At 48.9% G+C, this 22,246-nt stretch carries 24 protein-coding genes; 14 read left to right on the plus strand and 10 right to left on the minus strand.

The genetic code is table 11. From position 1 onward, the window contains the following. Both BM367_RS05740 and BM367_RS05745 read left to right on the plus strand, forming a co-directional pair. Nucleotides 1–360 (plus strand): phage holin family protein, encoded by a 360-nt coding sequence (locus BM367_RS05740; RefSeq protein ID WP_092458836.1) that lies wholly within the window; start codon nucleotides 1–3, stop codon nucleotides 358–360. A 9-nt stretch (nucleotides 361–369) separates the two neighbouring features. Next, nucleotides 370–678, plus strand: coding sequence for a hypothetical protein (locus tag BM367_RS05745; protein WP_092458838.1), 309 nt, complete (start codon nucleotides 370–372; stop codon nucleotides 676–678). Here the strand turns inward: BM367_RS05745 and BM367_RS05750 are convergent, their stop codons facing one another. The 8 genes from BM367_RS05750 to BM367_RS05785 form a co-directional block, all read right to left on the minus strand. Then, nucleotides 679–1,704: an SPASM domain-containing protein gene (locus BM367_RS05750; RefSeq protein ID WP_092458840.1), complete on the minus strand. Its 1,026-nt coding sequence runs from the start codon at nucleotides 1,702–1,704 to the stop codon at nucleotides 679–681. A 64-nt stretch (nucleotides 1,705–1,768) separates the two neighbouring features. Continuing rightward, the gene (locus BM367_RS05755) at nucleotides 1,769–2,554 is read right to left on the minus strand and encodes a hypothetical protein (protein ID WP_092458842.1); all 786 of its coding nucleotides are present in this window, start codon (nucleotides 2,552–2,554) and stop codon (nucleotides 1,769–1,771) included. 117 nt (nucleotides 2,555–2,671) lie between these two features. Then, the gene (locus BM367_RS05760) at nucleotides 2,672–3,661 is read right to left on the minus strand and encodes an aldo/keto reductase (RefSeq protein WP_245759909.1); all 990 of its coding nucleotides are present in this window, start codon (nucleotides 3,659–3,661) and stop codon (nucleotides 2,672–2,674) included. 26 nt (nucleotides 3,662–3,687) lie between these two features. After that, complete coding sequence (locus BM367_RS05765; protein ID WP_092458844.1) at nucleotides 3,688–4,086, minus strand: (R)-mandelonitrile lyase; 399 nt, start codon at nucleotides 4,084–4,086, stop codon at nucleotides 3,688–3,690. Nucleotides 4,087–4,190: 104 nt separating this feature from the next. Further along, a complete protein-coding gene (locus tag BM367_RS05770; RefSeq protein WP_092458846.1) occupies nucleotides 4,191–4,598 on the minus strand; it encodes a DUF2255 family protein in 408 nt (135 codons plus the stop codon). 6 nt (nucleotides 4,599–4,604) lie between these two features. Continuing rightward, nucleotides 4,605–5,639, minus strand: a complete 1,035-nt coding sequence (locus tag BM367_RS05775; RefSeq protein WP_092458848.1) for a zinc-dependent alcohol dehydrogenase family protein — start codon at nucleotides 5,637–5,639, stop codon at nucleotides 4,605–4,607. A gap of 22 nt (nucleotides 5,640–5,661) precedes the next feature. Continuing rightward, complete coding sequence (locus BM367_RS05780; RefSeq protein WP_092458850.1) at nucleotides 5,662–6,426, minus strand: SDR family NAD(P)-dependent oxidoreductase; 765 nt, start codon at nucleotides 6,424–6,426, stop codon at nucleotides 5,662–5,664. Continuing rightward, nucleotides 6,423–7,274 (minus strand): aldo/keto reductase, encoded by an 852-nt coding sequence (locus BM367_RS05785; protein WP_092460931.1) that lies wholly within the window; start codon nucleotides 7,272–7,274, stop codon nucleotides 6,423–6,425. The genes BM367_RS05780 and BM367_RS05785 overlap by 4 nt, the downstream gene beginning before the upstream one ends. A 162-nt stretch (nucleotides 7,275–7,436) precedes the next feature. Between BM367_RS05785 and BM367_RS05790 the strand changes: the two genes are divergently transcribed. After that, nucleotides 7,437–8,336: a helix-turn-helix domain-containing protein gene (locus tag BM367_RS05790; RefSeq protein WP_092458853.1), complete on the plus strand. Its 900-nt coding sequence runs from the start codon at nucleotides 7,437–7,439 to the stop codon at nucleotides 8,334–8,336. 2 nt (nucleotides 8,337–8,338) lie between these two features. Here the strand turns inward: BM367_RS05790 and BM367_RS05795 are convergent, their stop codons facing one another. Continuing rightward, a complete protein-coding gene (locus BM367_RS05795) occupies nucleotides 8,339–8,587 on the minus strand; it encodes a FeoA family protein (RefSeq protein WP_092458855.1) in 249 nt (82 codons plus the stop codon). Between the two features lie 53 nt (nucleotides 8,588–8,640). Between BM367_RS05795 and ybeY the strand changes: the two genes are divergently transcribed. From ybeY to mnmG, 3 genes are all read left to right on the plus strand, one after another. Further along, entirely contained in the window at nucleotides 8,641–9,120 is a 480-nt protein-coding gene (gene ybeY, locus BM367_RS05800) for an rRNA maturation RNase YbeY (RefSeq protein WP_222842572.1), read from the plus strand. Nucleotides 9,121–9,179: 59 nt separating this feature from the next. Next, the gene (locus BM367_RS05805; protein ID WP_177224121.1) at nucleotides 9,180–9,827 is read left to right on the plus strand and encodes a CAP domain-containing protein; all 648 of its coding nucleotides are present in this window, start codon (nucleotides 9,180–9,182) and stop codon (nucleotides 9,825–9,827) included. A 74-nt stretch (nucleotides 9,828–9,901) separates the two neighbouring features. Further along, nucleotides 9,902–11,764, plus strand: a complete 1,863-nt coding sequence (gene mnmG / locus BM367_RS05810; protein ID WP_092458861.1) for a tRNA uridine-5-carboxymethylaminomethyl(34) synthesis enzyme MnmG — start codon at nucleotides 9,902–9,904, stop codon at nucleotides 11,762–11,764. Between the two features lie 28 nt (nucleotides 11,765–11,792). On the opposite strand, the gene mqnC is transcribed toward mnmG, so the two are convergent. Beyond that, complete coding sequence (gene mqnC, locus BM367_RS05815; RefSeq protein WP_092458863.1) at nucleotides 11,793–12,914, minus strand: cyclic dehypoxanthinyl futalosine synthase; 1,122 nt, start codon at nucleotides 12,912–12,914, stop codon at nucleotides 11,793–11,795. Nucleotides 12,915–13,003: 89 nt separating this feature from the next. Here mqnC and BM367_RS05820 point away from each other — a divergent pair, with 89 nt between their 5' ends. From BM367_RS05820 to BM367_RS05855, 8 genes are all read left to right on the plus strand, one after another. Next, nucleotides 13,004–13,666: a retropepsin-like aspartic protease gene (locus BM367_RS05820; RefSeq protein WP_092458865.1), complete on the plus strand. Its 663-nt coding sequence runs from the start codon at nucleotides 13,004–13,006 to the stop codon at nucleotides 13,664–13,666. A gap of 11 nt (nucleotides 13,667–13,677) precedes the next feature. Further along, nucleotides 13,678–14,235, plus strand: coding sequence for a PDZ domain-containing protein (locus BM367_RS05825; protein ID WP_092458867.1), 558 nt, complete (start codon nucleotides 13,678–13,680; stop codon nucleotides 14,233–14,235). Beyond that, entirely contained in the window at nucleotides 14,232–15,179 is a 948-nt protein-coding gene (locus BM367_RS05830) for a retropepsin-like aspartic protease (RefSeq protein ID WP_092458869.1), read from the plus strand. Before BM367_RS05825 ends, BM367_RS05830 begins: the two co-directional genes overlap by 4 nt. Before the next feature lie 44 nt (nucleotides 15,180–15,223). Beyond that, on the plus strand, nucleotides 15,224–16,516 hold the full coding sequence (locus tag BM367_RS05835; protein ID WP_092458871.1) for a M16 family metallopeptidase: 1,293 nt from the start codon (nucleotides 15,224–15,226) through the stop codon (nucleotides 16,514–16,516). A 34-nt stretch (nucleotides 16,517–16,550) separates the two neighbouring features. Continuing rightward, nucleotides 16,551–17,849 carry a M16 family metallopeptidase gene (locus tag BM367_RS05840; RefSeq protein WP_177224122.1) on the plus strand — a complete coding sequence of 433 codons (1,299 nt, stop codon included), beginning with the start codon at nucleotides 16,551–16,553 and terminating at the stop codon, nucleotides 17,847–17,849. Between the two features lie 99 nt (nucleotides 17,850–17,948). After that, a complete protein-coding gene (locus BM367_RS05845) occupies nucleotides 17,949–18,302 on the plus strand; it encodes a phage holin family protein (protein ID WP_222842573.1) in 354 nt (117 codons plus the stop codon). A gap of 14 nt (nucleotides 18,303–18,316) precedes the next feature. Continuing rightward, nucleotides 18,317–20,293 (plus strand): alpha-ketoacid dehydrogenase subunit alpha/beta, encoded by a 1,977-nt coding sequence (locus tag BM367_RS05850; protein ID WP_092458877.1) that lies wholly within the window; start codon nucleotides 18,317–18,319, stop codon nucleotides 20,291–20,293. A 337-nt stretch (nucleotides 20,294–20,630) separates the two neighbouring features. Then, nucleotides 20,631–22,232, plus strand: coding sequence for an ammonium transporter (locus BM367_RS05855; RefSeq protein ID WP_222842574.1), 1,602 nt, complete (start codon nucleotides 20,631–20,633; stop codon nucleotides 22,230–22,232). The last annotated feature ends 14 nt before the right edge of the window (nucleotides 22,233–22,246 follow it).

Raw genomic sequence — 22,246 nt, forward strand, 5'->3', positions numbered from 1 at the left:
ATGAACGAGAATTTGTTTACTGTTTTGGAGGAATTGCGCAAGCTGTTGTTACAATATGTTCAGACGCGCATTGCCCTTGTGCGAACCCGGCTGTTGATACGATTGGTAAAAGCCATCAGCCTGATTCTCGGCGTGCTGCTTGCCGGCTTTATCGTGCTGCTGGTGGTGATTTTTCTGGGAATAGCCCTGGGATATTGGCTGGGAGCATGGATGGGCAGCTATGCATTGGGTTTCCTGATGGTGGCCGCGCTCTATATCCTGCTTTTTATCCTGATTTATATATTCCGCAGGCAGCTTTTTTTGCGTCCTATCGCCAATCTGGTGATTCATACTTTCCTGGACGAAAACGAGGAACATTAAACTGCATGTATGCCATCCAAAGATGCTTTTGAAGAATTAAAGGCTGAATACCGCAGATTGCGAAAAGCCTGTGCAGAACAGGAAGAAGCACTCGCCCGCCAATGGGTGTATGTGTACAACCATAGCGGAGAGCTGATCTGGAATACTGTTTTGGATACCAGCAAAGGCCTGGGTAAAAGTTTGCTGCAGGTGTTGTTCAGAAAAAAGGGACGCTCGTCGGGGATATATACATTTCTTTTTTCCATAGCGCAGTTGTGGCTGCTGAAAAAAATTGCAGACTGGAGGGAAAAGCAAAAATCCCATCAGGCAAAGACCTGATTATCCCCACACACGTGTCCCCTCGCTGCAGTTCTGGCATATATCAATGTGTTTGCGCCCCTTGAGCAGTTGTTGCCTAAAATGGGTGTAGGTTTCGTTATGCCAGATTTCCCGAAAGGAATTTTCTTTCAGGCTTCCCATTTTGTGCTGGGCGTCCTTATCGAAGCAACAGGGAACCACCCAGCCATCCCAGGTTACAACCGGCGAATGCCAGAGCTTCCAGCATTGGTTGGATAATTTGTTTTTTATTCGATAAGTTCCGTCGGGCATCTTTTTGTACCGGGAATAATGCTCCAGATCCGGGATCAGGGGGTGTCCGTTCTGGTAATCATAAATTTGGGCGGTTTTGAATCGCACGCCATCCACTCCGATTTCGCGGGCCAGCTTTTTGATTTCGGGAATTTGATGCTGATTGGGTTTTACCACCAAAAACTGGAAAAATACATACGGGGTAGGGGAGTGCAATTGCTGTTTCCATTTCACAATTTCCCGGGCTCCCGCCAGCACCTTGTCCAGATGACCACCCCGGCGATATTGCTGATAGACATCCTGCGTGGTGCCGTCAATGGAAATGATTAACCGATCGAGCCCACTTTCTACGGTTTGCCGGGCATGCATAGCATCCAGAAAATGCGCATTGGTGGAAGTGGCTGTGTAAATACCCTTCTGATGCGCATAAGCAACCATTTCCAGCAACTGGGGATGAAGATAAGGTTCCCCTTGAAAATAAAAGATCAGATACCACAACTCCTTGTGCAATTCATCGATCACGGTTTTGAAAAATGCGGGATTGATTTTTCCCGTTGCCCGGGTAAAAGCCCGCAGTCCGCTGGGACATTCCGGACAGCGAAGGTTGCAGGCTGTGGTGGGCTCGATTGACAAGGCAATGGGCATGCCCCACTGGATGGGCCGGTGCGTCCATTTGCTTAGAAAATAACTGCTTAGCACCCGGGCAGCGTTCAAATATCGCCGGGCTGTGCCCTTTTTCAGGAATCGTATGGCATCGTGCCATTCGGCTCGGTTCATCGTGTTGGGGTTCAGCCATTTCGAAGGTAATATTTTTAGTGGAACGCTTGCCTGTATGGTCAACTTATTCTGTACCCCCCCGAACAGATGGGATAGTCAAGATTTGGTTGAATGTATACACTATGCTGAAGTTCCAGATCAGACCTTTCCCTGCAATCTGGGAATGCCATTTTTGATTCAACGTGGAAGATAGCGAAAGAGGAAAACGATGCATTCCCATCTGGATATTCACATTCAGATATTCGCCTGACAGGCCATCCTGGTTTAGGTAATAAAGCTGAGGCGTAACATTCAAATAGAATCGCTTTGTGAGTGACATAAGATTCAGGTTGGTTTGGAGTGAGACAAACTGAGTATTGCCTACTGTACCCGGGTCTAATCCGCGGGCATACAGATAATACGCGCCTACGCGCATCCTGGGAGATATACGATACAAAGGGACCAGTTCTGTTCCCAAATATCTTCTGACTACATTGAGTTCCGTAGGTGTTCCGTTTACTGGCAAGTTGCTGATTTGAAAATTCAAACCCAGATGGGCCCCTGCACGCAGCTGAAATTTTCCTTCTGGTATCATCTGATATCGCGCCCAGAAGAGCATGATCCAGGGTTTGGCATCGAGTGAAAAACGGATATCCGGATCTATCGAGAATCTTTTCCCACCATAGGAAAGCAGGAAAATGGCTGCTGGCCGGTTCAATGAAAAATTCGGCACCAGCGAAATGCCATTGTTGGTAACCGTTGCCGATCCGGAAAAATGATACAGCTTTTTGGTGCTATCGTTCGTCTGGGAAAAAGCTGAAAAGGATCCGGTGCTGAAAAGAGATATCCAAAACCAATGTTTGATATGCATGATGCAATGTTTTTGAGCGGTTCTGGCAATCATTTCCCTTTTCCGGCCGTGCACCTTTCTCAGGTACAACAGCCGGAACAGAAACAGGAAAATGAATACATCTGAGCAATAAAGGGCTTAGCGGTCGATTTGTTTTTGCTGAGCTTCGCCGTAACGTTCGCCTTGTATGGGGATTTTACTGAGGGCTTCCCGGATTTGCCGGAGGTCTTCGGCAGACAACTGGATGTTTACTGCGCCGATATTTTCCCGCAGGCGGTGGAGCTTGGTCGTGCCGGGAATGGGTACAATCCAGGGTTTTTGCGCCAATAGCCAGGCCAGGGCAATTTGGGCCGGCGTGGCTTGCTTTTCACGGGCTATTTGCTCCAGAAGTGCTACCAGTGCTAAGTTGGCCTTGCGGTTTTCTTCTTTAAAACGAGGAATGGTGTTTCGGAAATCATTCGGATCCAATGGCGTATCTTCCTTGATAGCGCCGGTCAAAAATCCTTTTCCAAGAGGGCTAAAAGGAACGAAACCAATGCCCAGCTCCTCGAGCACAGGAAGGATTTCAATTTCCGGTTCCCGCCACCACAGCGAATATTCGCTTTGCAAGGCAGCGACGGGTTGAACGGCATGTGCCCTGCGAATGGTTTTTACGCCGGCTTCTGAAAGGCCAAAATAACGGACTTTGCCTTCCTGAATCAAATCCTTTACCGTGCCGGCCACGTCTTCAATAGGCACCTGTGGGTCCACCCGGTGCTGGTAAAGCAAGTCAATGACGTCGGTGCGAAGTCTTTTTAACGACCCTTCCACAGCCTTGCGAATGTGTTCCGGCCGGCTGTTGAGCCCCACCATTTTCCCGTCCTGAATCTCAAAGCCAAATTTGGTGGCAATCACCACCTGCCGGCGTACAGGCTCCAGCGCTTCTCCCACCAGCTCTTCATTAGCATAAGGGCCATAGACTTCGGCCGTATCGAAGAACGTGATGCCTTCATCCACGGCTGTACGAATCAGGCGAATCATTTCGCTTTTTGGCGGAAAGGGCGGATAGCTGAAGCTCATGCCCATGCAGCCCAGCCCCATAGCCGAGACCTGCAAGCCGCTGTTTCCTAAGCTTCTTTGTTGCATCATTTAATTCGTTTTTTAAGATGAAAAAATCAAGAGTTTAAATATTGTTCGTCGCTTACTTTTTCCAGCCAGGTCACTACCTGTCCGTTCAGGTTTTCCTGAATGGCAATGTGCGACATGGCGGTAGTAGCGGTGGCGCCGTGCCAGTGCTTTTCATTGGGGGCAAACCACACGATATCGCCCGGATGTACTTCTTCGCGGGGACCACCTTCCTTTTGCACCCATCCGCATCCACTCACGATAATCAGTGTTTGTCCCAACGGATGGGTGTGCCAGGCTGTTCGGGCGCCTGGTTCGAATGTAACCAGCGATGCAGCAGCTCGCCGGGCTTCGTTGGGATCGAATAACGGATCAATCCGCACATCTCCGGTGAACCAGTCGGCCGGTCCCTTCCGGGACGCTTGTGTGCCTATTCTGATGATGTCCATAGCGGTTGTAAGTTTTTAAGTGAACAAAAAATTTTCCATGCATACGCCGTTTTCTGCTCCCGGTTCATATCTGCTGGTAGCCGGGTTTTTTTATGCGTTTCGGTTCAGGAGGAATAGGTTGATATGTCTGCCAGATCCGGGATGATGCGTACGGTGGCAGCCCGGGCGCTGGTACCAATCATAGGGTTCAAATAAGGACTGCCTTTGTATTTTATCCGGTAAGCCTCATCAATCCGGTCCAATAGGGAGGAATCATTCACCGGTTCGAAACGCACCTGCCAGGTTTGGCCGGCAGCACGGATTCGTCCGGCCTGTTGGCGAACGGCTGCCCGGTACCAGCTGGATTGTAGGCCATGGTAGGCCCTCACATAGAGTTCTCCTTCTACTGCCACGCACCAGATCCACGTGGGGGTGCCGTAAGTGATGCCATCTTCGCGTAGAGGGGAAATATGCAAATCATCGGCCTCTACGATCTGACGTAACACATCTTTTGTCCACGATGTTTTTTCCATGGTTTGTTAGGGTTTAATCATGACTTTGATGGCCTGGCGTTGATCCATGGCGCGATATCCTTCTGGTACTTCGTCCAGTCCGATGATTCGGTCGAAGACCCGACCAGGTTCAATACGGCCTTCCAGCACATCGGGAAGCAATACATCGATATATGCCCGGGCTGGTGCGGGTCCGCCGCCCACCGTGATGTTTTTGTAGAATGCCGGCCCGGAAGCAGGGATTGTTTCATAATGAGGCACGCCCACCCGGCCAATAGCGCCACCCGGTCGGGTAATCAGTATGCTGGTATGCATCGCTTCTTCAGTACCCACACATTCCAGTACGGAGTGCACGCCTCGCCCGCCGGTGAGCGACATCACCCGTTCTACAGCGGCCTCTCCCCGTTCCGTGACCACATCGGTAGCACCAAAGGCTTTCCCCAGCTCGATCCGGTCCGGATGGCGGTCCAGCAAGATGATCTGTTCAGCACCCAGGCGTTTGGCTGCCAGGACGCCGCACAATCCCACAGCACCTCCGCCCACCACGGCCACCCGTTTACCCGGGCTCACCCGGGCAACCACGGCGGCATGATGGCCGGTGCCCATCACATCAGACAGCGTAAGCAGGGAGCCCAATAAGGCTTCGTGGGGAACTGTGGGTAGCCGGTACAACGTCCCATCGGCCAGGGGAACGCGCACGGCCTCAGCTTGAGCGCCGGCCACCTGGCCTGTTCCAAAAAAGCCTCCGTGCACGCAGGCGGTATGCAAGCCCTCTGCACAGAATTCACAATGCCCATCGGAATAAGCGAAAGGCATAATCACAAAATCACCTCGCTTCACCGTGCTCACTTCCCGGCCTACATCTTCCACAATGCCAATGGCTTCATGCCCAATTTGCCATCCGGTTTCCTTGCGTTGCGGATCCCGGTAAGGCCATAAGTCGCTTCCGCAAATACAGGCCCGCACCACGCGGACCAGCGCATCTGTAGGTTGTTCAATCCGAGCATCGGGCACCTGTTCTACCCGGACTTCTTTGGCTCCATACATCATTGTGGCACGCATATCAATATCAGTTTTGATTGGGTTAGTAATAATGCTCTCTGTTGGCAGGAGTGTTTTTTGGAAAAACCACTCCCGATAGTTTTTGGCATTGCTTCAGCAAGTGGTCCTGCAGCTTTTCGTTAGACGCTTCCGGATGAAAGGGCTGGGGTTGTTGGTGAAAAAAATATTTACCGGAAACCCTCGCTTCGCTTTCATTGCTGACAGCCAGCCAGACCTGGGTTTGATGACCTTTTTCCAGGTCATCCGGAGCATGGGCACCGCCCATTTTTGTGGGTACCCAGCCTGGGTTTACCGCATTGGCCAGTACGTCGGGCCACAAGCGAGCTACGGCCAGGCATAGCATGAGCACATAGAGCTTGGAATCGGCATAACTAACCCGGTCTGGATCCAGGTTAAGCTGCGCTTTTCCTTGCCAGTGCATGTCGGAACTCAGGTAAATCAATCGTTCGGGCTTAAGCATCAGGCTGGTCAGCATATAGGGAGCCAGCACATTAACCATGAAAAGGTCTCGCGACGAAGCCCGATAGACCCAGGCATTGTGAATCACCACATCAAAGCGGCCGATTTGGTTGGCGGCTTCTGCCAGGCGTTTCACTTCTTCTGGTTGAGTCAAATCTCCCACCAGCACATCAACGGCACCCGGCACCTGTTGCATGGCCCGTCGGGCCCGTTCGGGGTTGCGGGCATGCAACACGACGCGGTGACCGGCCTGCACCAGCTCACGGGCAGCCAGCATGCCCAATCCGTCGGACGACCCCGTGATCCATATGGTTTTGCCATGCTTCATAAAGGAAATTTCAAGGTGCTGAACCATTTCACTCTTTCCGGATCGCGATGATCCAGAAACAAGCTCTGATGGGTGTCCAGTTGCCGAATGGCCTGCATATCCTCCTCATCCAGCGTAAAATCAAAGACCCGAAAGTTTTCTTCTATTCTTTCCGGGTGAACGGATTTAGGAATCACGACCACGCGTCGCTGGATGAGCCAGCGCAGGATCACCTGGGCAACCGATTTCTGGTGTTTTCGGGCAATCGACACCAGGACGGGGTTTTCAAAAATCTGGTTTTTCCCTTCTGCAAAAGGTGCCCAGGATTCGATTTGCACCCTAAGCGATTCCATAAATCGTTGATTTTCTACCTGCTGGTGGAATGGATGTGTTTCCACCTGATTTACCGCTGGGGTAATGTCATTGTAACAAATCAAGTCCATCAATCGGTCGGGCAAAAAGTTGCTCACACCAATAGCGCGGATTTTGCCTTCCCGGTATAGTTCTTCCATCGCCCGCCAGGCGCCGTACACATCGTTGAAAGGCTGATGAATCAAGTAAAGATCCAGATAGTCCAATTGGAGTTTTTTCAACGATCTCCGGAAAGCCAGTTTGGCTTTTTCATAGCCGGCATCCTGGATCCAGAGTTTGGTGGTGATAAATAATTCTTCTCTGGGCACTCCGCTTTTACGGATAGCCCTGCCCACCGCTTCTTCGTTCATATATGCCGCTGCCGTATCGATGAGCCGGTAGCCTGTTTGCAAAGCATGAAGAACACTTCTTTCGCACACTTCAAGGTCTGAGATCTGAAAGACCCCGAATCCCAAGATAGGCATTTTGACCCCGTTATTCAAGGTAATCATTTCCATTTGTCCTGTATTTGAACTGTTTCCCGACGCAAAATTCCTTAGCCGGATTTTAATGCAGGTATATACATTCCGGATTTCTTTACCCATATTCCGGTTTTCCGGCGTTCATACAAAAGGAACCCGCAAAGAGGCCGTAAATTTGGATAACGAAAATATAAGCTCATGGAACCTTTGATTCGTTTTGAAACCATTGCCCAGTATAATCAGGCTTATCAGCAGGAAACCCTGCATCCGCTGGTGACGGTGATTGATTTATCCAGAGCACCCAGTCCAGCCAGGCAGGGATCAAAGCTGTATTTTGGGTTTTATGTGATTTTTCTCAAAGACGTTAAATGCGGTGACCTGACGTATGGCCGAGCTACTTATGATTATCAGGAAGGAACCCTGGTATTTATTGCCCCGGGGCAGGTGGTGGGGGTGAACCGAAGTCCCGATGTGCAGCCAAAAGGCTATGCTTTGGCCTTCCATCCCGATCTGATTCATGGCACACCTCTCGGCAAGCATATGCATGAATATACCTTTTTTGGATATCAGTCCAACGAAGCATTGCACATCTCAGAACGAGAACGGGAAATTGTCATAGGCTGTTTTACCAAAATTCAGGAGGAACTCTTGCGACCAGTGGATAAACACAGCCGCACCTTAATTGTGTCTAACATTGAGTTGTTTCTCAATTATTGCGTGCGGTTTTATGACAGGCAGTTCATTACCCGCGAGCAGGCGAACCGGGGCATTCTGGAACGCTTTGAGGCGCTGTTGCATGAATACCTGTATTCCGGCAAGATTGCAGAAGAAGGTATTCCTACTGTGGCGCAATTTGCCGGGTTGCTGCATCTATCCCCCAATTATTTCGGGGATTTGGTGAAAAAAGAAACAGGCGTAACTGCCCAGGAATATATCCAGTCAAAGCTTATCGAAGCCGCTAAGGAAAAATTATTTGATTACAGCAAGTCGGTTGGCGAGGTAGCGTATGAATTGGGTTTTCGCTATCCCCAGCATTTCACGCGTTTGTTCAAACAAAAGGTAGGACTTTCTCCCTCTGAATTCCGGAATCTGAATTAAAATCAATATTGGGAAGTTTGTTTTTCCAGGATTTCTTCAACCCAGATATGATCCGCTTCTTTTTTACGGAGGCTCAGGTGATAGCCCGCCACCGAAATAGAAATCGGATCTCCGAAAAGGGCAATTTTTTGGACTTCCACCAATTCGCCAGGTACACAGCCCATCTCCATGAGTTTCAGGTAAATATCGTCTTCTTCAAAGGAGCGGATAATGGCTTTTTTTCCAATGCCGAGGGCAGATAACCGGATCATGTGCAATGAAATTCGGGACAAATCTACAGGAAAAACCAGACTTTTGTACTCACATGGTTTATACTCGTGGACGAATGGCAACTCCCCGCATTTCATTTGCCGTGAATGAAGTAAAAAATCCTTTTCACCCGCCGCTGACAAAGAATCGCGTCCGGCAGGCGCTTTCTTATCTATTTGATCAGGAGCAAAAACCTTTGCGCAGGCTTTTATATGTGTTTTGCCGCGACGCCTTTTTGTGGGAGCTGAATCAGCAGTATCTCCAGCACGATACCTATACAGATATTTTGACTTTTGATCTCACTCCATTTCCCGGTGATCCTATTGAGGCGGAAATTTACATCAGCGTGGAAAGGGTGCGGGAGAATGCTCAACAGTTTGGAGTGCCCTTTGAAGACGAGCTTATTCGCGTCATTTTTCATGGAGCGCTGCATTTGTGTGGGTATGATGATCATAAGGAAGCAGATCGCTATCGCATGCGGGCCAGGGAAGATGTTTATCTTGAGTTTTGGCATCAATTGATTGTTGCTTCATGAAATGTTTCACGTGAAACAGCATGAAATTTGATAACAAGCTTTCCGGTAAAAGGTTTCTTATGCAGGTTTTTCCTATTCTCAGGTTTTGGGGGGTTCTCTCCTTGTTTATTGTGCTTGCTTTTGCACCTATACCCACGAGGCCAGCCGAAAATCTTTACCCACCTGTTATTCCGGAGGAAGATATATCCAGAGATGAAGCCATGGAGCAAGCCTTGCTGGATCTGGTCAATCAGCTTCGGGCTGATCCTCCCCGGTTTTACCGCCAGGTGGTTGAGCCCTATCTCCGGCAGGAAACTGCCATCCATGTGACAGCCAAATATGTGAATTCTCTCCGGAAAGAAATCCTGCATTGCCCCCCTTTGCCCTCTTTCCGTTCGGATGATCGCCTGCGGCGTACCGCTTTTTTACTCGCTAACGATATTGTCAACCATCAGCACGGCCGGCTTTCCCATACCATGAGCAACGGGATGGATTTTGCGGCCAGGTTCCGGCAGGCCGGAATAGCTTGTGGGGCTGAAAATCTGTATACCGGGCTGAACCGGACACCGGAAGAAGTGCTGGCTGATTGGCTGATTGATGAAGGTGTACCCGATTTTGGCCATCGGCATAATTTGTTGAATCCCCAATACCGGAGCACAGGGATTGTGGTGTTGAGAAATAAAGCCGGACAAATTTGGGTGGTGGAAGATTTCGGGTGTGAACCCTGATGTTTCACGTGGAACAGGAAGGATTCCTCCCGGAGCCTGCATTTTGGTAATTTTGCGGGTCAAATATTAAATCTATGTTCCCGAAATACAACGTGATTGTGGTAGGGGCCGGTCATGCCGGATGTGAAGCAGCTGCTGCAGCCGCCAATCTGGGGTCTTCCGTGCTGCTGATCACCATGAATATGCAAAACATGGCCCAGATGAGTTGCAATCCGGCCATGGGGGGAGTGGCCAAAGGGCAAATCATTCGGGAAATTGATGCTATGGGTGGGTATTCGGGCATTGTGACCGATCTGACAACCATTCAGTTTCGCATGTTGAACCGCTCCAAAGGCCCTGCCATGTGGAGCCCCCGGGCGCAGAACGATCGTATGCAGTTTTCCTGGACCTGGCGACTTCGATTAGAGCAAACTCCGCGAATCGATTTTTATCAGGATATGGTGAAAGGCCTGCTGGTGCGCGACGGCAGGTGCTTTGGCGTAGTTACCCAGCTGGGGCATCGCATTGAAGCGGATGCTGTAGTGCTGACCAATGGTACCTTCCTCAACGGCGTGATCCATATCGGAGAAAAACATTTTGGCGGTGGAAGGGTAGCGGAACGGGCAGCTACCGGTATCACAGAACAGCTGGTGGAATTGGGCTTTGAAAGTGGCCGGCTCAAAACAGGCACTCCTCCCCGGGTGGATGGGCGAACGCTCGACTATAGCCGCATGGAAGAACAAAAAGGCGATGAAGAAATTACCGGATTCTCTTTTTTGGATACTCCGAAGCCTGCTCAGCAGAAAAGCTGCTGGATTACCTACACCAACCGCGAAGTACATGAAATCCTGAAAACCGGCTTCGACCGTTCGCCTATGTTTCAGGGCCGCATCCAGGGCGTGGGACCACGCTATTGCCCCAGTATCGAAGACAAAATCAACCGTTTCGCCGATAAGGAACGCCACCAGATCTTTGTAGAACCCGAAGGCTGGCATACCATCGAAGTGTATGTAAATGGTTTTTCCACCTCTCTTCCGGAAGAGGTGCAATACAAAGCGTTGCAAAAAATCCCCGGTTTCGAGCATTGCAAAATGTTCCGCCCGGGATATGCGATTGAATATGACTTCTTTCCGCCCACGCAGCTGTATCTGTCGCTGGAAACACGGTTGATTGAAAATTTGTTTTTTGCCGGTCAAATCAATGGCACCACAGGTTATGAAGAAGCCGCCTGTCAGGGCTTGATGGCTGGCATCAATGCCCATCGGAAGGTGCGGGGAGAAGAGCCGCTGATCTTGCGTCGCGACGAAGCTTATATCGGGGTGCTGATCGACGACCTGGTGCACAAGGGCACCATTGAGCCTTACCGGATGTTCACTTCCCGGGCAGAATTTCGCACCCTGCTCAGGCAGGATAATGCCGACCTACGGCTTACGCCGCTTGCTCACCGCATAGGGCTTGCTTCGCAGGAACGGATGGAAAGAGTGGAAAACAAACTGCACCAAATCAAGCAATTTACCGCTATTCTCGAAGAATTTCCCATTTCTCCGGAACAGGTGAACACGCACCTGGAAGCTATGGGGGCTCCCTTGCTTAAGGAGAAACAACGGGCAGCGAAATTGCTGCTCCGGCCGGAAATTTCTGTTCGCCAACTGATGGCATGGATTCCGGAATTGCAGCAGAAAGCAAAAACGTACACCCAAGAGGCAATAGAGCAAACCGAGATTCAGCTGAAATATGCGGCCTATATCGAAAAAGAAAAAGAGCTCTCGCGTAAAATGCGCCAGTTGGAAGATGTGCCTATCCCGGAACAGTTTAACTATGAAAAACTTCAGGCGCTGTCAACCGAAGCCCGCCAGAAGCTCATGAAATATAAACCCCGCACATTAGGCCAGGCCAGCCGCATCAGCGGAGTCAACCCCAGCGATATTCAGGTGTTGATGGTGTACATGGGCAGGTAAAGGAGACCTGCAGAAAGCTAAAGCTATATCAATTTAGCACCTGCTCTTCAATGTCTTCCGGAATTTGCCGCCATTCATATTCCTGATTGCGCAGCTGGGGTTCAAACCCGGCTTCCCGAATGGCTTCCTGGATGGTGCGATACGTAAATCGATGGGATGCGCCGGCAGCACTCACCACATTTTCTTCCAGCATGATAGAACCAAAATCGTTGGCACCGGCATGCAGGCAGATCTGGGCGATTTTTTTCCCCACCGTGAGCCAGGATGCCTGAATGTTGGGGATGTTGGGCAGCATGATGCGACTCATGGCAATCATCCGCACATATTCCTCCCCGGTGGTGAGATTGTGCACCCCGCGGATTTTGGCCAGTAAGGTATCCACATCCTGAAAGGTCCAGGGAATGAAGGCCAGAAATCCTTTTGCGTCGGCGGGTTTGCGGGCTTGAAGGTCCCGGATTTTCACCAGATGCTCAAAGCGTTCTTCAATCGTTTCCACATGGCCGAACATCATGGTTGCCGATGTGGTAATGCGCAGCTGATGGGCTTCGGCCATGATATCGAGCCATTCCTGGGCGCTGCATTTGCCTTTGGAGATCAGTCGGCGCACGCGATCGACCAGGATTTCGGCCCCGGCGCCCGGCAAAGAATCCAGTCCGGCTTCCCGCAGGGCCATCAGCACTTCCCGATGGCTCATTTTTTCCAGCTTGCAGATATGAGCTACTTCGGGAGGGCCCAGGGCATGCAGCCGGATGTTGGGAAATTCCTGCTTAATCTGACGAAACAGGCTGGTATAGAATTTCAGCCCCAGTTCCGGATGATGGCCCCCCTGCAGTAACAGCTGATCGCCGCCCCAGCGGATGGTTTCGCGGATTTTTCGCCGGTAAGTGTCCATATCGGTGATGTAGGCTTCAGGATGACCCGGCACCCGGTAGAAATTGCAGAATTTGCAGTTGGCCACGCATACATTGGTGGTGTTCACATTCCGATCGATCTGCCAGGTAACCTTGCCATGGGGCACGCGCTGGCGGCGCATTTCATCGGCCACCAGCATCAATTCGGCCAGAGGAGCATGTTCAAATAAAAATACCCCTTCTTCAAGAGAAAGGAACTCACCTCGCAAAGCCTTATCATAAAGTGTGTGAAAATGCATGACGCTTTTTTCTTTAACAAAATTAAAGCAATGCTTGTTTTTTCGAGGGACTGTTGGAGAATAAACAGAAAATTGTAATTTACCCATAGATGAACCGTTTTCCTCTATTCATATCGCTTATTCTTTCCATCGCAGCTCATGGTAAGGCGGGCTTATATAAGCAGCAGGATACTGTGCTTCCGGCCCGGCTGGTGACCACTCTTCCTTTTCATCAGTTTGTGGATGGCGTATTGCTGGTGCGTGCCAGCATTGCACTCCATGATGATACCACGCTTGCAAAAGACACCCTGAATTTTATCCTGGATACGGGAAGCGGGGGTATATCCATTGACTCTACTACTGCTGCAGAATTGCATTTGCCGCTTTCCCCGAGTGATGTAGTGATTCATGGAATTGGCGGCTCGCGTACGGTGCCTTTTGTGTATGACATGAGTTTGTTGTTGCCTCATCTTCGGGTAGATCATCTCAATTTTCATGTGAACAATTACGATATGATCAGCGCGCTGTATGGCATCCATATTGATGGCATTATTGGATACAGTTTTTTGAGTCAATACATTGTGCGCATCGATTACGATCAGCAAAAAATCTGGATTTATACGCCCGGTCAGTTTGCCTATCCGGAAAAAGGATTTTTGCTGAAACCTTTATTTGCCGGCATTCCCATCATTCATGAAACATTGGCCAGCAATCGTCAACAAGTAAAAAGCTTTTTTTTTTCGATACCGGAGCCGGTCTTTGCCTGCTGCTGAACAATCAGTTTGTGAAAGACTTTGATCTGCTGCCTCAAAAGCGCAGCAAAAGGAAAAAGATTTTTCGCACCGAGGCCCAGGGACTGCTGGGTAAAATGGAAATGCGGATCACCACGATGAAGGAATTGCGGATCGGTGATTATAGTTTTCGGAATGTGCCCGCATTGTTGTTTGACGATATTTCCAATATTACCAATTATCCATTTGCGGGCGGCATTATTGGGAATGAACTGCTGCGCCGGTTTAATATTGTCTTGAATTACCCGGCAAAGGAAATTTTTCTTTCTCCCAACAAGCACCTGCATGATCCGTTTGATTATTCTTATACGGGTCTATCTTTTTATTTATTGGACGGAAAAATTCGGGTTACCAATGTTATCCCCGGCTCACCGGCCGACAAGGCTGGTTTTCGGCCGGGAGATGTAATTATTGCAATTGGAAATAATTTTAGTGGAAATATTCAGGAGTATATTCAGCTGTTGAAAAACCCGGGCACGCATGTGCGAATTATTATCATGCGGGATCATGAATTGATCGTTAAATATTTGCGCATCAAAAGCTTTTTATGAACCTTCCCCTTCGCAATTACTTGGCAGGCATCTGTTGGCTGATTTGCGGATGCTTGCAAACGGCATGGGCTCAAGCACAGCACACCATCCGGCCTGTTAGTGTATTGCCTTTCAGCTACGATGGGTTGCATATTTTTATCAAAGGTGTTATCCATCCCTATGATAAAGACACCCTGAATTTTATTTTTGATAGCGGTTGTGAAATGAATATTCTCGATGCCAGTTATGCTGCTCTTTGGAAATTGACGGCCGTGAAAAAAGCAGGCATCAGTGGGCTTGCTGATGGCATGACCTATCTGCCGGTATTGGATATGGCAGAATTGCAGCTGGGCGATGCGCATCTCGAAAAGCCTTCGTTTTATCTCGAAGACCTGAAAGAATTAAATACGCCTTCGACCCCCGTGGATGGCATTTTGGGGTATCCTTTATTAGCCGTTTATACGGTTATGGTGGATTTTGACCATCACCGGCTTTTGCTTTATCGGCCTGGCCCGTTTCCCTATAGCAAAAAGGGCCAGGTGTTGCGGATGGATTTAAATTTTTATACGCCTGTGATTCAGGCATCCTTGCCTTTTGCCAACGGCAACACCCTGAAAGGCACATATCACATAACCTTGGGCGGTAACTATGGCGTAATGTTTAATTATCCCTATGTCCGTAAATATCGGGTTGATGAGGCTTTTCTGCAGCGTACTGGAGAATGGCCGGTAAAGGATATGCTGAAAACCATTGATTATTTTAACGGTGTGCTGACTGCGCTGATCATTGGCCAATATCATCTGCGCAATGTACCGGGAAGTTATTCACCCGATGTGGATGATGGAAATCCGGAGCGGGAAATTGCGGGCGCCATAGGCAATGAGGTGTGGCGGCAATTCAATCTGATATTCAATCTCTCGCAGCACGAATTGTATCTTGAGCCCAACAAACAGTTTGGGCGATAAACGCGATGTTTGCTAAATTGCAAGTTCATTCTCAATCGCTTCCCATGGTGCAGTTTGAAAGATTTACCCTATCCAATGGCCTGAGAGTACTCGTCCACGAAGATCCCCACACGGCATATGCGGTAGTGAATGTATTGTACAACGTAGGCGCCCGCGATGAAGATCCCGATAAAACAGGCTTTGCACACTTGTTTGAACATCTCATGTTTGGTGGGTCCAAGCACATTCCAGATTACGATCAGGAAGTGCAGATGGCCGGCGGGGAAAACAATGCCTTTACTTCAAATGATATCACGGATTATTTCATTAAACTCCCTGCAGTTAACATTGAAACAGCGCTCTGGCTGGAAAGCGACCGCATGCTGGAGCTGAATTTCAGTGAAAAAAGCCTGGATGTGCAGCGCAAAGTGGTTTCTGAAGAATTCAAAGAACATTACCTGAACAAACCCTACGGAGATGTCTGGAAAATTATTCGGGAATTGGCTTATCAGGTGCATCCCTATCGCTGGATGACCATTGGCAAGGAGCTTTCTCATATTGAACAGGCCCGGCTGGAGGATGTGAAGGCATTTTTTTACCGGCATTACAGGCCCAATCAGGCCATTCTCGTAGTAGCCGGTGGCATTCGCTATCAGGAGGTAAAACCACTCATTGAAAAATGGTTTGGCGATATTCCGCCCGGAGAGCCGTATGATCGCCGATTGCCACAGGAACCCGCTCAACAGGAAAAACGCATGCTTACAGTGTATCGTGATGTACCTGCCGATGCCCTGTATCTGGCATTCCCCATGTGCGGACGTACAGAACCGGCTTATTATGCTACCGAGCTGCTGGCTCAGATGCTGGGAGATGGCGAATCATCCAGGCTGCATCAGCAGCTGGTAAAAGACAAGAAATATTTCAGCCATATCCATGCCTATGTTCTGGGAAGCGCAGATCCGGGTTTATTGGTAATTGAAGGCAAGCTACTGCCGAATGTTTCGGTGGATCTGGCTGAAAATGCTGTGTGGGCAATTATCCGGGATATCCAGGAAACCCGCATTCCTGAACAGGAATTACAAAAAGCAAAGAACCGGCTGGAAAGCTTGTTTGCTTTTGAAGAAAACAGCCTCATGGACAGAGCCATCAATCTGGCCTATTTTGAATGGCTGGGAAATGCGCAGTGGATGAATGAAGAAATACATAGGTTTGAAATGGTAACAGCCGAAGAAGTCAAACAAGTGGCGGCAACCGTTTTGCAACCACATAAGGCAAATGTATTGCACTATCTGAGCCAATCACTTCATAAGACCGATGTGGCAGCATCGAAACGTAGCCATGCCGTTGCCGGATCTTAAAAATCAAATCCCTAACCTTTCAAAACCTGCATCTATGTCTGAAGCCCTTGCTGTGAACCGAACCCTTCGCCCCTCCATTACTTCGCCTGTTTCATTTGATATAAGATTAAAACCTTATGCATCCATCAGGCTGGACAATGGCGTGCCGGTTTATTTCCTGCAGGCAGATCATTATGAAACCATTTACCTGGATATTGTCTTTCCGGCTGGTGAAATATATGCTTCGCATGTGCTGGAAGCGTCTGCCACCAATGCACTCATGAAAAGCGGTACTTCCCAACATTCAGCCAGGGAAATCAATGAAACCATTGAATTTTACGGTGCTTACCTGGATGCCTATGCTGAAACGCAGGTAGCTGGCTTTGGGATTTACATGCTTAGCAAGCATTTGACGGCATTGCTACCCCTTTTGTTTGAAATCCTCACAGATCCCGTGTTTCCGGAAGAAGAAATTCATCTGTATCAGCAAACCAAAAAACAGCAGCTACGCATCAACCTGAAAAAGTCCGATGTAGTGGCCGACAGGCTGATAGATGAAGTTTTGTTTGGTAAAACCCATCCTTATGGCCGCGCTGCACAGGAATCAGATTATGATTCCCTGCACCGGGATATGCTGAAAAGTTTTCATCAGCAACATTACGTATTACCTGCGGCAAAGATTTTCATGGCCGGCAAAATCGAAGATCATGTGTTGAATTTGTTGAATCAGTATTTTGGTCAATCTGCTTCTCAGCATGCACCTGCTACGCCCACAGTTCCCCCGCCTGTGCCTGCTGACACACATCAATTGAAGCACACCCTTGATGAGGAAGCTTTGCAGGCAGCTGTGCGAATTGCCCGTGTGCTGCCGGGATATCAACATGAGGATTTCAATCTACTAAGCCTGCTGAATGTGGTGCTGGGCGGATATTTTGGCTCCCGGCTGATGAGTAATATCCGCGAAGAAAAAGGATATACCTATGGCATTCATTCGCTCATCTATCCCAATGATGCCCACTATGCCTCGTGGCTGGTGACAGCCGAAGTAGGTCGCCAGGTGGCCGAAGCCACAACACAGGAAGTATATCATGAATTCCGCCGGCTGATGGCGGAGCCCATTCCCCAAGATGAATTGCTGATGGTAAAAAACTATCTGATAGGAAGCCTGTTGGGCCGGCTCGATGGACCGGTACAGCAAATCAAAAAATGGCGCAGCCTGATACTGAAAAACCAAAACGAGCAGGATTATGCCCGGCAGATCCAAACCTTCAAAACGGCTACCAGTGAAGATTTACTGGATGTAGCCAGGCGTTGGCTGTTGCCGGATGTGTTTTATGAAGTAATCGTATTTTAATACGCACAAAAAAGAGAAGCCAAACCGGGGATTTGTTTGTAAATGGATGGTACAGTACCAGGTTATTTTCTTATTTTGCTATTGCAAAATCATAATCAGGTGCGATTTATAGCCCGCATTCTTGTATCCGGATTAGCCGTGTTGATTACTTCATACCTGTTACCCGGTGTGCATATCCATGATTTCATTACAGCTCTGCTGGTAGCGGTGGTACTGGCCATTTTGAACACATTCATCAAACCCATATTGATTATTCTCACACTCCCCATCACTGTATTTTCCCTGGGTTTATTTTTACTGGTCATCAACGCTTTTTTGATTCTGCTGGCAAGCCGGTTGGTGAGTGGCTTTCAGGTTGATGGGTTCTGGTGGGCTTTATTGTTCAGCATTATTCTTTCTCTGATTTCTTCTTTTTTTGAAAGCCAGCGCCGGCAAGCAGAAGAGGAGGCATAAGAAAAGGGCAGAACATGTATTTTGACCGCAGGCAATTATCCGACGATGAATTGGTGCATTTATTCCGGCATTTGCTCTGGCCGCGGATGATTGAAGAGAAAATGCTGGTTTTGCTGAGGCAGAACAAGATCAGCAAATGGTTTTCAGGTATTGGCCAGGAGGCTATTGCGGTGGGGGCTACTCGGGCTTTGGAGGCCGATGAATGGATTCTCCCCTTGCATCGCAATCTGGGTGTATTTACAGCACGGGATATGCCGCTCCATCGGTTGTTTGCACAATGGAAGGGACTCCCGCAGGGATATAGCAAGGGAAGGGAGCGCTCATTTCATTTCGGCAGCCAGGAACATCATATTTTCGGTATGATTTCCCATCTGGGCTCGCAGCTTTCGGTGGCCGATGGCATTGCTTTGGCACAAAAACTCAGCCGGTCCGGAAAAGCCACGCTGGTCTTTAGCGGAGAAGGAGGCACCAGCGAAGGAGAATTTCATGAAGCCCTGAATGTGGCCAGTGTGTGGGATTTGCCGGTGATATTTTTAATTGAAAACAACGGATACGCCATTTCTACCCCGGTACAGGAGCAATATCGTTGTAGGAATCTGGCAGACCGGGCTATAGGCTATGGTATGCAGGGGTTTACCATCGATGGCAACAATGTGCTGGAGGTGTACCATGCCGTTCGGGAAGCACGTCGGTATTGTGTTTCAGAAAACAAGCCCGTACTGATTGAATGCCTCACCTTTCGCATGCGGGGCCATGAAGAAGCCAGTGGCACACGCTATGTGCCGCCGGAACTGATGGAAGCGTGGAAGAAAAAAGATCCGGTTGAACAGTTTACCCATTATCTGATCCGGGAAAATATCCTGAGTCTGGACGATATTCAGGCCATTCGTCAGGAATTTCAGCAACAGATTGAAAACGAGCTTCGCCTTGTTCAATCCTATCATCAGCCGGCTCCGGATGTACAAACGGAGCTAAGCGATGTATATGCTCCCGAGCCGCCCATGCCGGTAGCTATTGGCGGAACGGCCTCGGAAAAAAAATTCATTGAAGCCATCCATGAAGCCCTGGAACTGGCTATGGAAGAGCATTCCGAACTCATTCTCATGGGCCAGGATATTGCGGAATACGGGGGTGTGTTTAAGGTTACGGAAGGTTTGTGGGAAAAATTTGGCAAAGAACGCGTGCGCAATACCCCGCTTTGTGAAAGTGCCATTGTAGGAGTGGCTCTTGGTTTAAGTGTGATGGGGCATAAAGCTGTGGTGGAAATGCAGTACGCCGATTTTGTATCCTGTGCCTTTCACCAGATTGTCAATAACCTGGCCAAAATCTACTATCGCTGGGGGCAAAATGCCAATGTGGTGATTCGCATGCCCACCGGTGCGGGCTTGAGTGGTGGCCCCTTTCATTCCCAGAGCAATGAAGCCTGGTTTTTTCATGTACCCGGACTTAAAATTGTCTATCCCGCTACACCTGAAGATGCCAAAGGTCTGCTGATTGCTGCCATTGAAGATCCCAATCCGGTTCTGTATTTTGAACATAAAGCCCTGTATCGCCGCGTAAGCGGCCCGGTGCCCGAAGGTTATTATGCCATTCCTATCGGAGAAGCCCGGGTGGTGGCTGAAGGAGAAGCCTGTACCGTAGTGGCCTATGGAGCTGCGGTGCACTGGGCTTTGGAATATGCCGCGCAGCACCCGGAAATAGACATGGAAATTGTTGATCTGCGAAGCTTGCTCCCGTTGGATATGGCCACCATAGAGCGCTCTGTAAAAAAAACCGGGAAATTGCTTATCTATCATGAAGATACGCTTACCGGCGGCATAGGTGCTGAAATAGCAGCTCGAGTCACCGAACATTGTTTTTCTTATCTGGATGCACCTGTAATGCGTTGTGGTAGCCTGGACACACCCGTGCCTTTTTCTTCTGCACTGGAAAAACAGTTTCTCGCTAACTCCCGTTTTGAAGCCATCCTTCGCAAATTACTGGCATATTAAAAACCTGTAGTGTATTAGCAGCTTCCTCGGCTAATCGATTTGCTATCTGTGGAAATTTGCTTTAAAAAAAATTATATTTATACTTTTTTGGGTATTTTATTATCAAAAATTAATTTTATCGTTTCTTCTTAAAATAATTGCTTGTAATTACCGTTTATTATTTGATTTTTTAAATTGTTTAATTTAATAAAAAAAATATAGACTTATTTTTATCAAAAAACAATTTTTATACAGAATATTTTGATTTTTTTATTATTTTATTCAATATCTTTGAAATGCGCAAACAAATTAAAAAAATTAAAATTAAATAATTAATGAAAATTTTAAAATGTTCGTTATGGAAAACAGTACTTTTTCTTCTGAAACAAGCGGGTTTGTAAAAGTCAATCGTATTCTAAAAACACTTTCTGACCCAAGGGCCAAAAAATGGGTCCTGACCTTAGTGCTGCTCCTCTGGATGAGTATGCCTTTGTGGGCTCAGCTGGCTCATCCCGACCCTTCGGGTGCTGCTACGGGTACGGCCCGTGATGTGCCGGCCGCCACAGCCGGCAAGCCTACCTTTCAGGAGATTGCTGATGCGGTAGGGCACAATCGGATAGCCATTAACATCGTGTGGACGTTGATCACCGGTTTTTTGGTGATGTTCATGCAGGCCGGTTTTGCTATGGTGGAAACCGGCTTTACCCAGGCCAAAAATGTGGCGCATACGATGGCTATGAATTTTATGATCTATGCAATCGGTATATTGGGTTTTTGGATCTGTGGTTTTGCTTTCATGTTTGGGGGCATTGGCTCGGTTGCTTCGTTGGGCGGTACAGCGGGGTTGACTCATGAAATTACCCTCCATCTGTTTGGAAAAGACTTTGGCTTGATCGGGAATGCTGGCTATTTCCTGAATAGCAGCGTGTATGATGTGGGGGTGTTTACGCTGTTCTTGTTCCAGATGGTGTTTATGGATACTGCGGCCACTATACCCACCGGTGCGATGGCGGAAAGATGGCGTTTTAAGCCATTTGTGATTTATGGCTTTTTTATTTCCATGATTGTATATCCGCTGTTTGGGAACTGGGTGTGGGGTGGAGGCTGGCTGTCGCAGCTGGGTGTCAACTTAGGCCTGGGGCATGGACATGTGGATTTTGCCGGTTCTTCGGTCGTACACGAGGTGGGCGGAGCAGCAGCGCTGGCAGGAGCGCTGGTTATTGGCCCCCGGCTGGGCAAATATACCCGCGACGGGAAAGTCAATCCCATACCCGGACACAATATTCCCATGGCCATCGTCGGGACGTTTATCCTGGCTTTTGGGTGGTTCGGATTTAATCCGGGTTCCACTCTTGCCGGCACCGATTTGCGGATTTCGGTGATTGCCGTCAATACCATGCTGGCCAGCGCGGCCGGTGCTTTCCTGGCCATGTTGTACACCTGGAAAACAACAGGGAAGCCCGATCCCGGCATGATGGCCAATGGCATGCTGGCCGGATTGGTAGCGATTACCGCACCCTGTGCTTTTGTGAATGCCACATCGGCCGTCATTATTGGCGCTATAGCCGGCGTGCTGGTGGTAGCAGTGGCCAATTTCGTAGATCGCAGGCTGAAGATTGATGATCCGGTGGGCGCCTTTGCCGTGCATGGAGCCAATGGAATATGGGGTGTGCTGGCACTGGGTTTATTTGCCGATGGAAAATATGGAGATGGGTGGAACGGAGTGCCCGGCACGGTGCGTGGCTTGTTTTATGGCGATGCCGGTCAATTCGTGGCCGAACTGATTGGCGCGGTTACCTGCTTTGTGTTTGTATTTGGGGTTATGTATGTCTTCTTTAAAGTGCTGGACAAGATTGTGCCGTTGCGGGTAAGTGAAGCGGTGGAAGAAAAAGGCCTGGATATGCCTGAAATGGGAGTTAAGGGCTATGTGGGCGACCAGGTAGAGATTCCGGTGTTTTAATTCAGAAACAAAAT

This window comes from Thermoflavifilum thermophilum, assembly GCF_900116565.1.
Classification (GTDB): Bacteria; Bacteroidota; Bacteroidia; order Chitinophagales; family Chitinophagaceae; genus Thermoflavifilum; species Thermoflavifilum thermophilum.

Bases quoted from the DNA above. Each gene is read 5' to 3' on its own strand.
- BM367_RS05830 (WP_092458869.1), top strand. From the start codon at position 14,232: ATGAACCTTCCCCTTCGCAATTACTTGGCAGGCATCTGTTGGCTGATT.
- mnmG (WP_092458861.1), top strand. From the start codon at position 9,902: ATGTTCCCGAAATACAACGTGATTGTGGTAGGGGCCGGTCATGCCGGA.
- BM367_RS05785 (WP_092460931.1), bottom strand. From the start codon at position 7,274: ATGGAAATGATTACCTTGAATAACGGGGTCAAAATGCCTATCTTGGGA.
- mqnC (WP_092458863.1), bottom strand. From the start codon at position 12,914: ATGCATTTTCACACACTTTATGATAAGGCTTTGCGAGGTGAGTTCCTT.
- BM367_RS05820 (WP_092458865.1), top strand. From the start codon at position 13,004: ATGAACCGTTTTCCTCTATTCATATCGCTTATTCTTTCCATCGCAGCT.
- BM367_RS05850 (WP_092458877.1), top strand. From the start codon at position 18,317: ATGTATTTTGACCGCAGGCAATTATCCGACGATGAATTGGTGCATTTA.
- BM367_RS05740 (WP_092458836.1), top strand. From the start codon at position 1: ATGAACGAGAATTTGTTTACTGTTTTGGAGGAATTGCGCAAGCTGTTG.
- BM367_RS05755 (WP_092458842.1), bottom strand. From the start codon at position 2,554: ATGCATATCAAACATTGGTTTTGGATATCTCTTTTCAGCACCGGATCC.
- BM367_RS05780 (WP_092458850.1), bottom strand. From the start codon at position 6,426: ATGAAGCATGGCAAAACCATATGGATCACGGGGTCGTCCGACGGATTG.
- BM367_RS05840 (WP_177224122.1), top strand. From the start codon at position 16,551: ATGTCTGAAGCCCTTGCTGTGAACCGAACCCTTCGCCCCTCCATTACT.
- BM367_RS05765 (WP_092458844.1), bottom strand. From the start codon at position 4,086: ATGGACATCATCAGAATAGGCACACAAGCGTCCCGGAAGGGACCGGCC.
- ybeY (WP_222842572.1), top strand. From the start codon at position 8,641: ATGGTTTATACTCGTGGACGAATGGCAACTCCCCGCATTTCATTTGCC.
- BM367_RS05760 (WP_245759909.1), bottom strand. From the start codon at position 3,661: ATGATGCAACAAAGAAGCTTAGGAAACAGCGGCTTGCAGGTCTCGGCT.
- BM367_RS05855 (WP_222842574.1), top strand. From the start codon at position 20,631: ATGGAAAACAGTACTTTTTCTTCTGAAACAAGCGGGTTTGTAAAAGTC.
- BM367_RS05775 (WP_092458848.1), bottom strand. From the start codon at position 5,639: ATGCGTGCCACAATGATGTATGGAGCCAAAGAAGTCCGGGTAGAACAG.
- BM367_RS05745 (WP_092458838.1), top strand. From the start codon at position 370: ATGCCATCCAAAGATGCTTTTGAAGAATTAAAGGCTGAATACCGCAGA.
- BM367_RS05805 (WP_177224121.1), top strand. From the start codon at position 9,180: ATGCAGGTTTTTCCTATTCTCAGGTTTTGGGGGGTTCTCTCCTTGTTT.
- BM367_RS05790 (WP_092458853.1), top strand. From the start codon at position 7,437: ATGGAACCTTTGATTCGTTTTGAAACCATTGCCCAGTATAATCAGGCT.
- BM367_RS05750 (WP_092458840.1), bottom strand. From the start codon at position 1,704: ATGAACCGAGCCGAATGGCACGATGCCATACGATTCCTGAAAAAGGGC.
- BM367_RS05795 (WP_092458855.1), bottom strand. From the start codon at position 8,587: ATGATCCGGTTATCTGCCCTCGGCATTGGAAAAAAAGCCATTATCCGC.
- BM367_RS05835 (WP_092458871.1), top strand. From the start codon at position 15,224: ATGGTGCAGTTTGAAAGATTTACCCTATCCAATGGCCTGAGAGTACTC.
- BM367_RS05770 (WP_092458846.1), bottom strand. From the start codon at position 4,598: ATGGAAAAAACATCGTGGACAAAAGATGTGTTACGTCAGATCGTAGAG.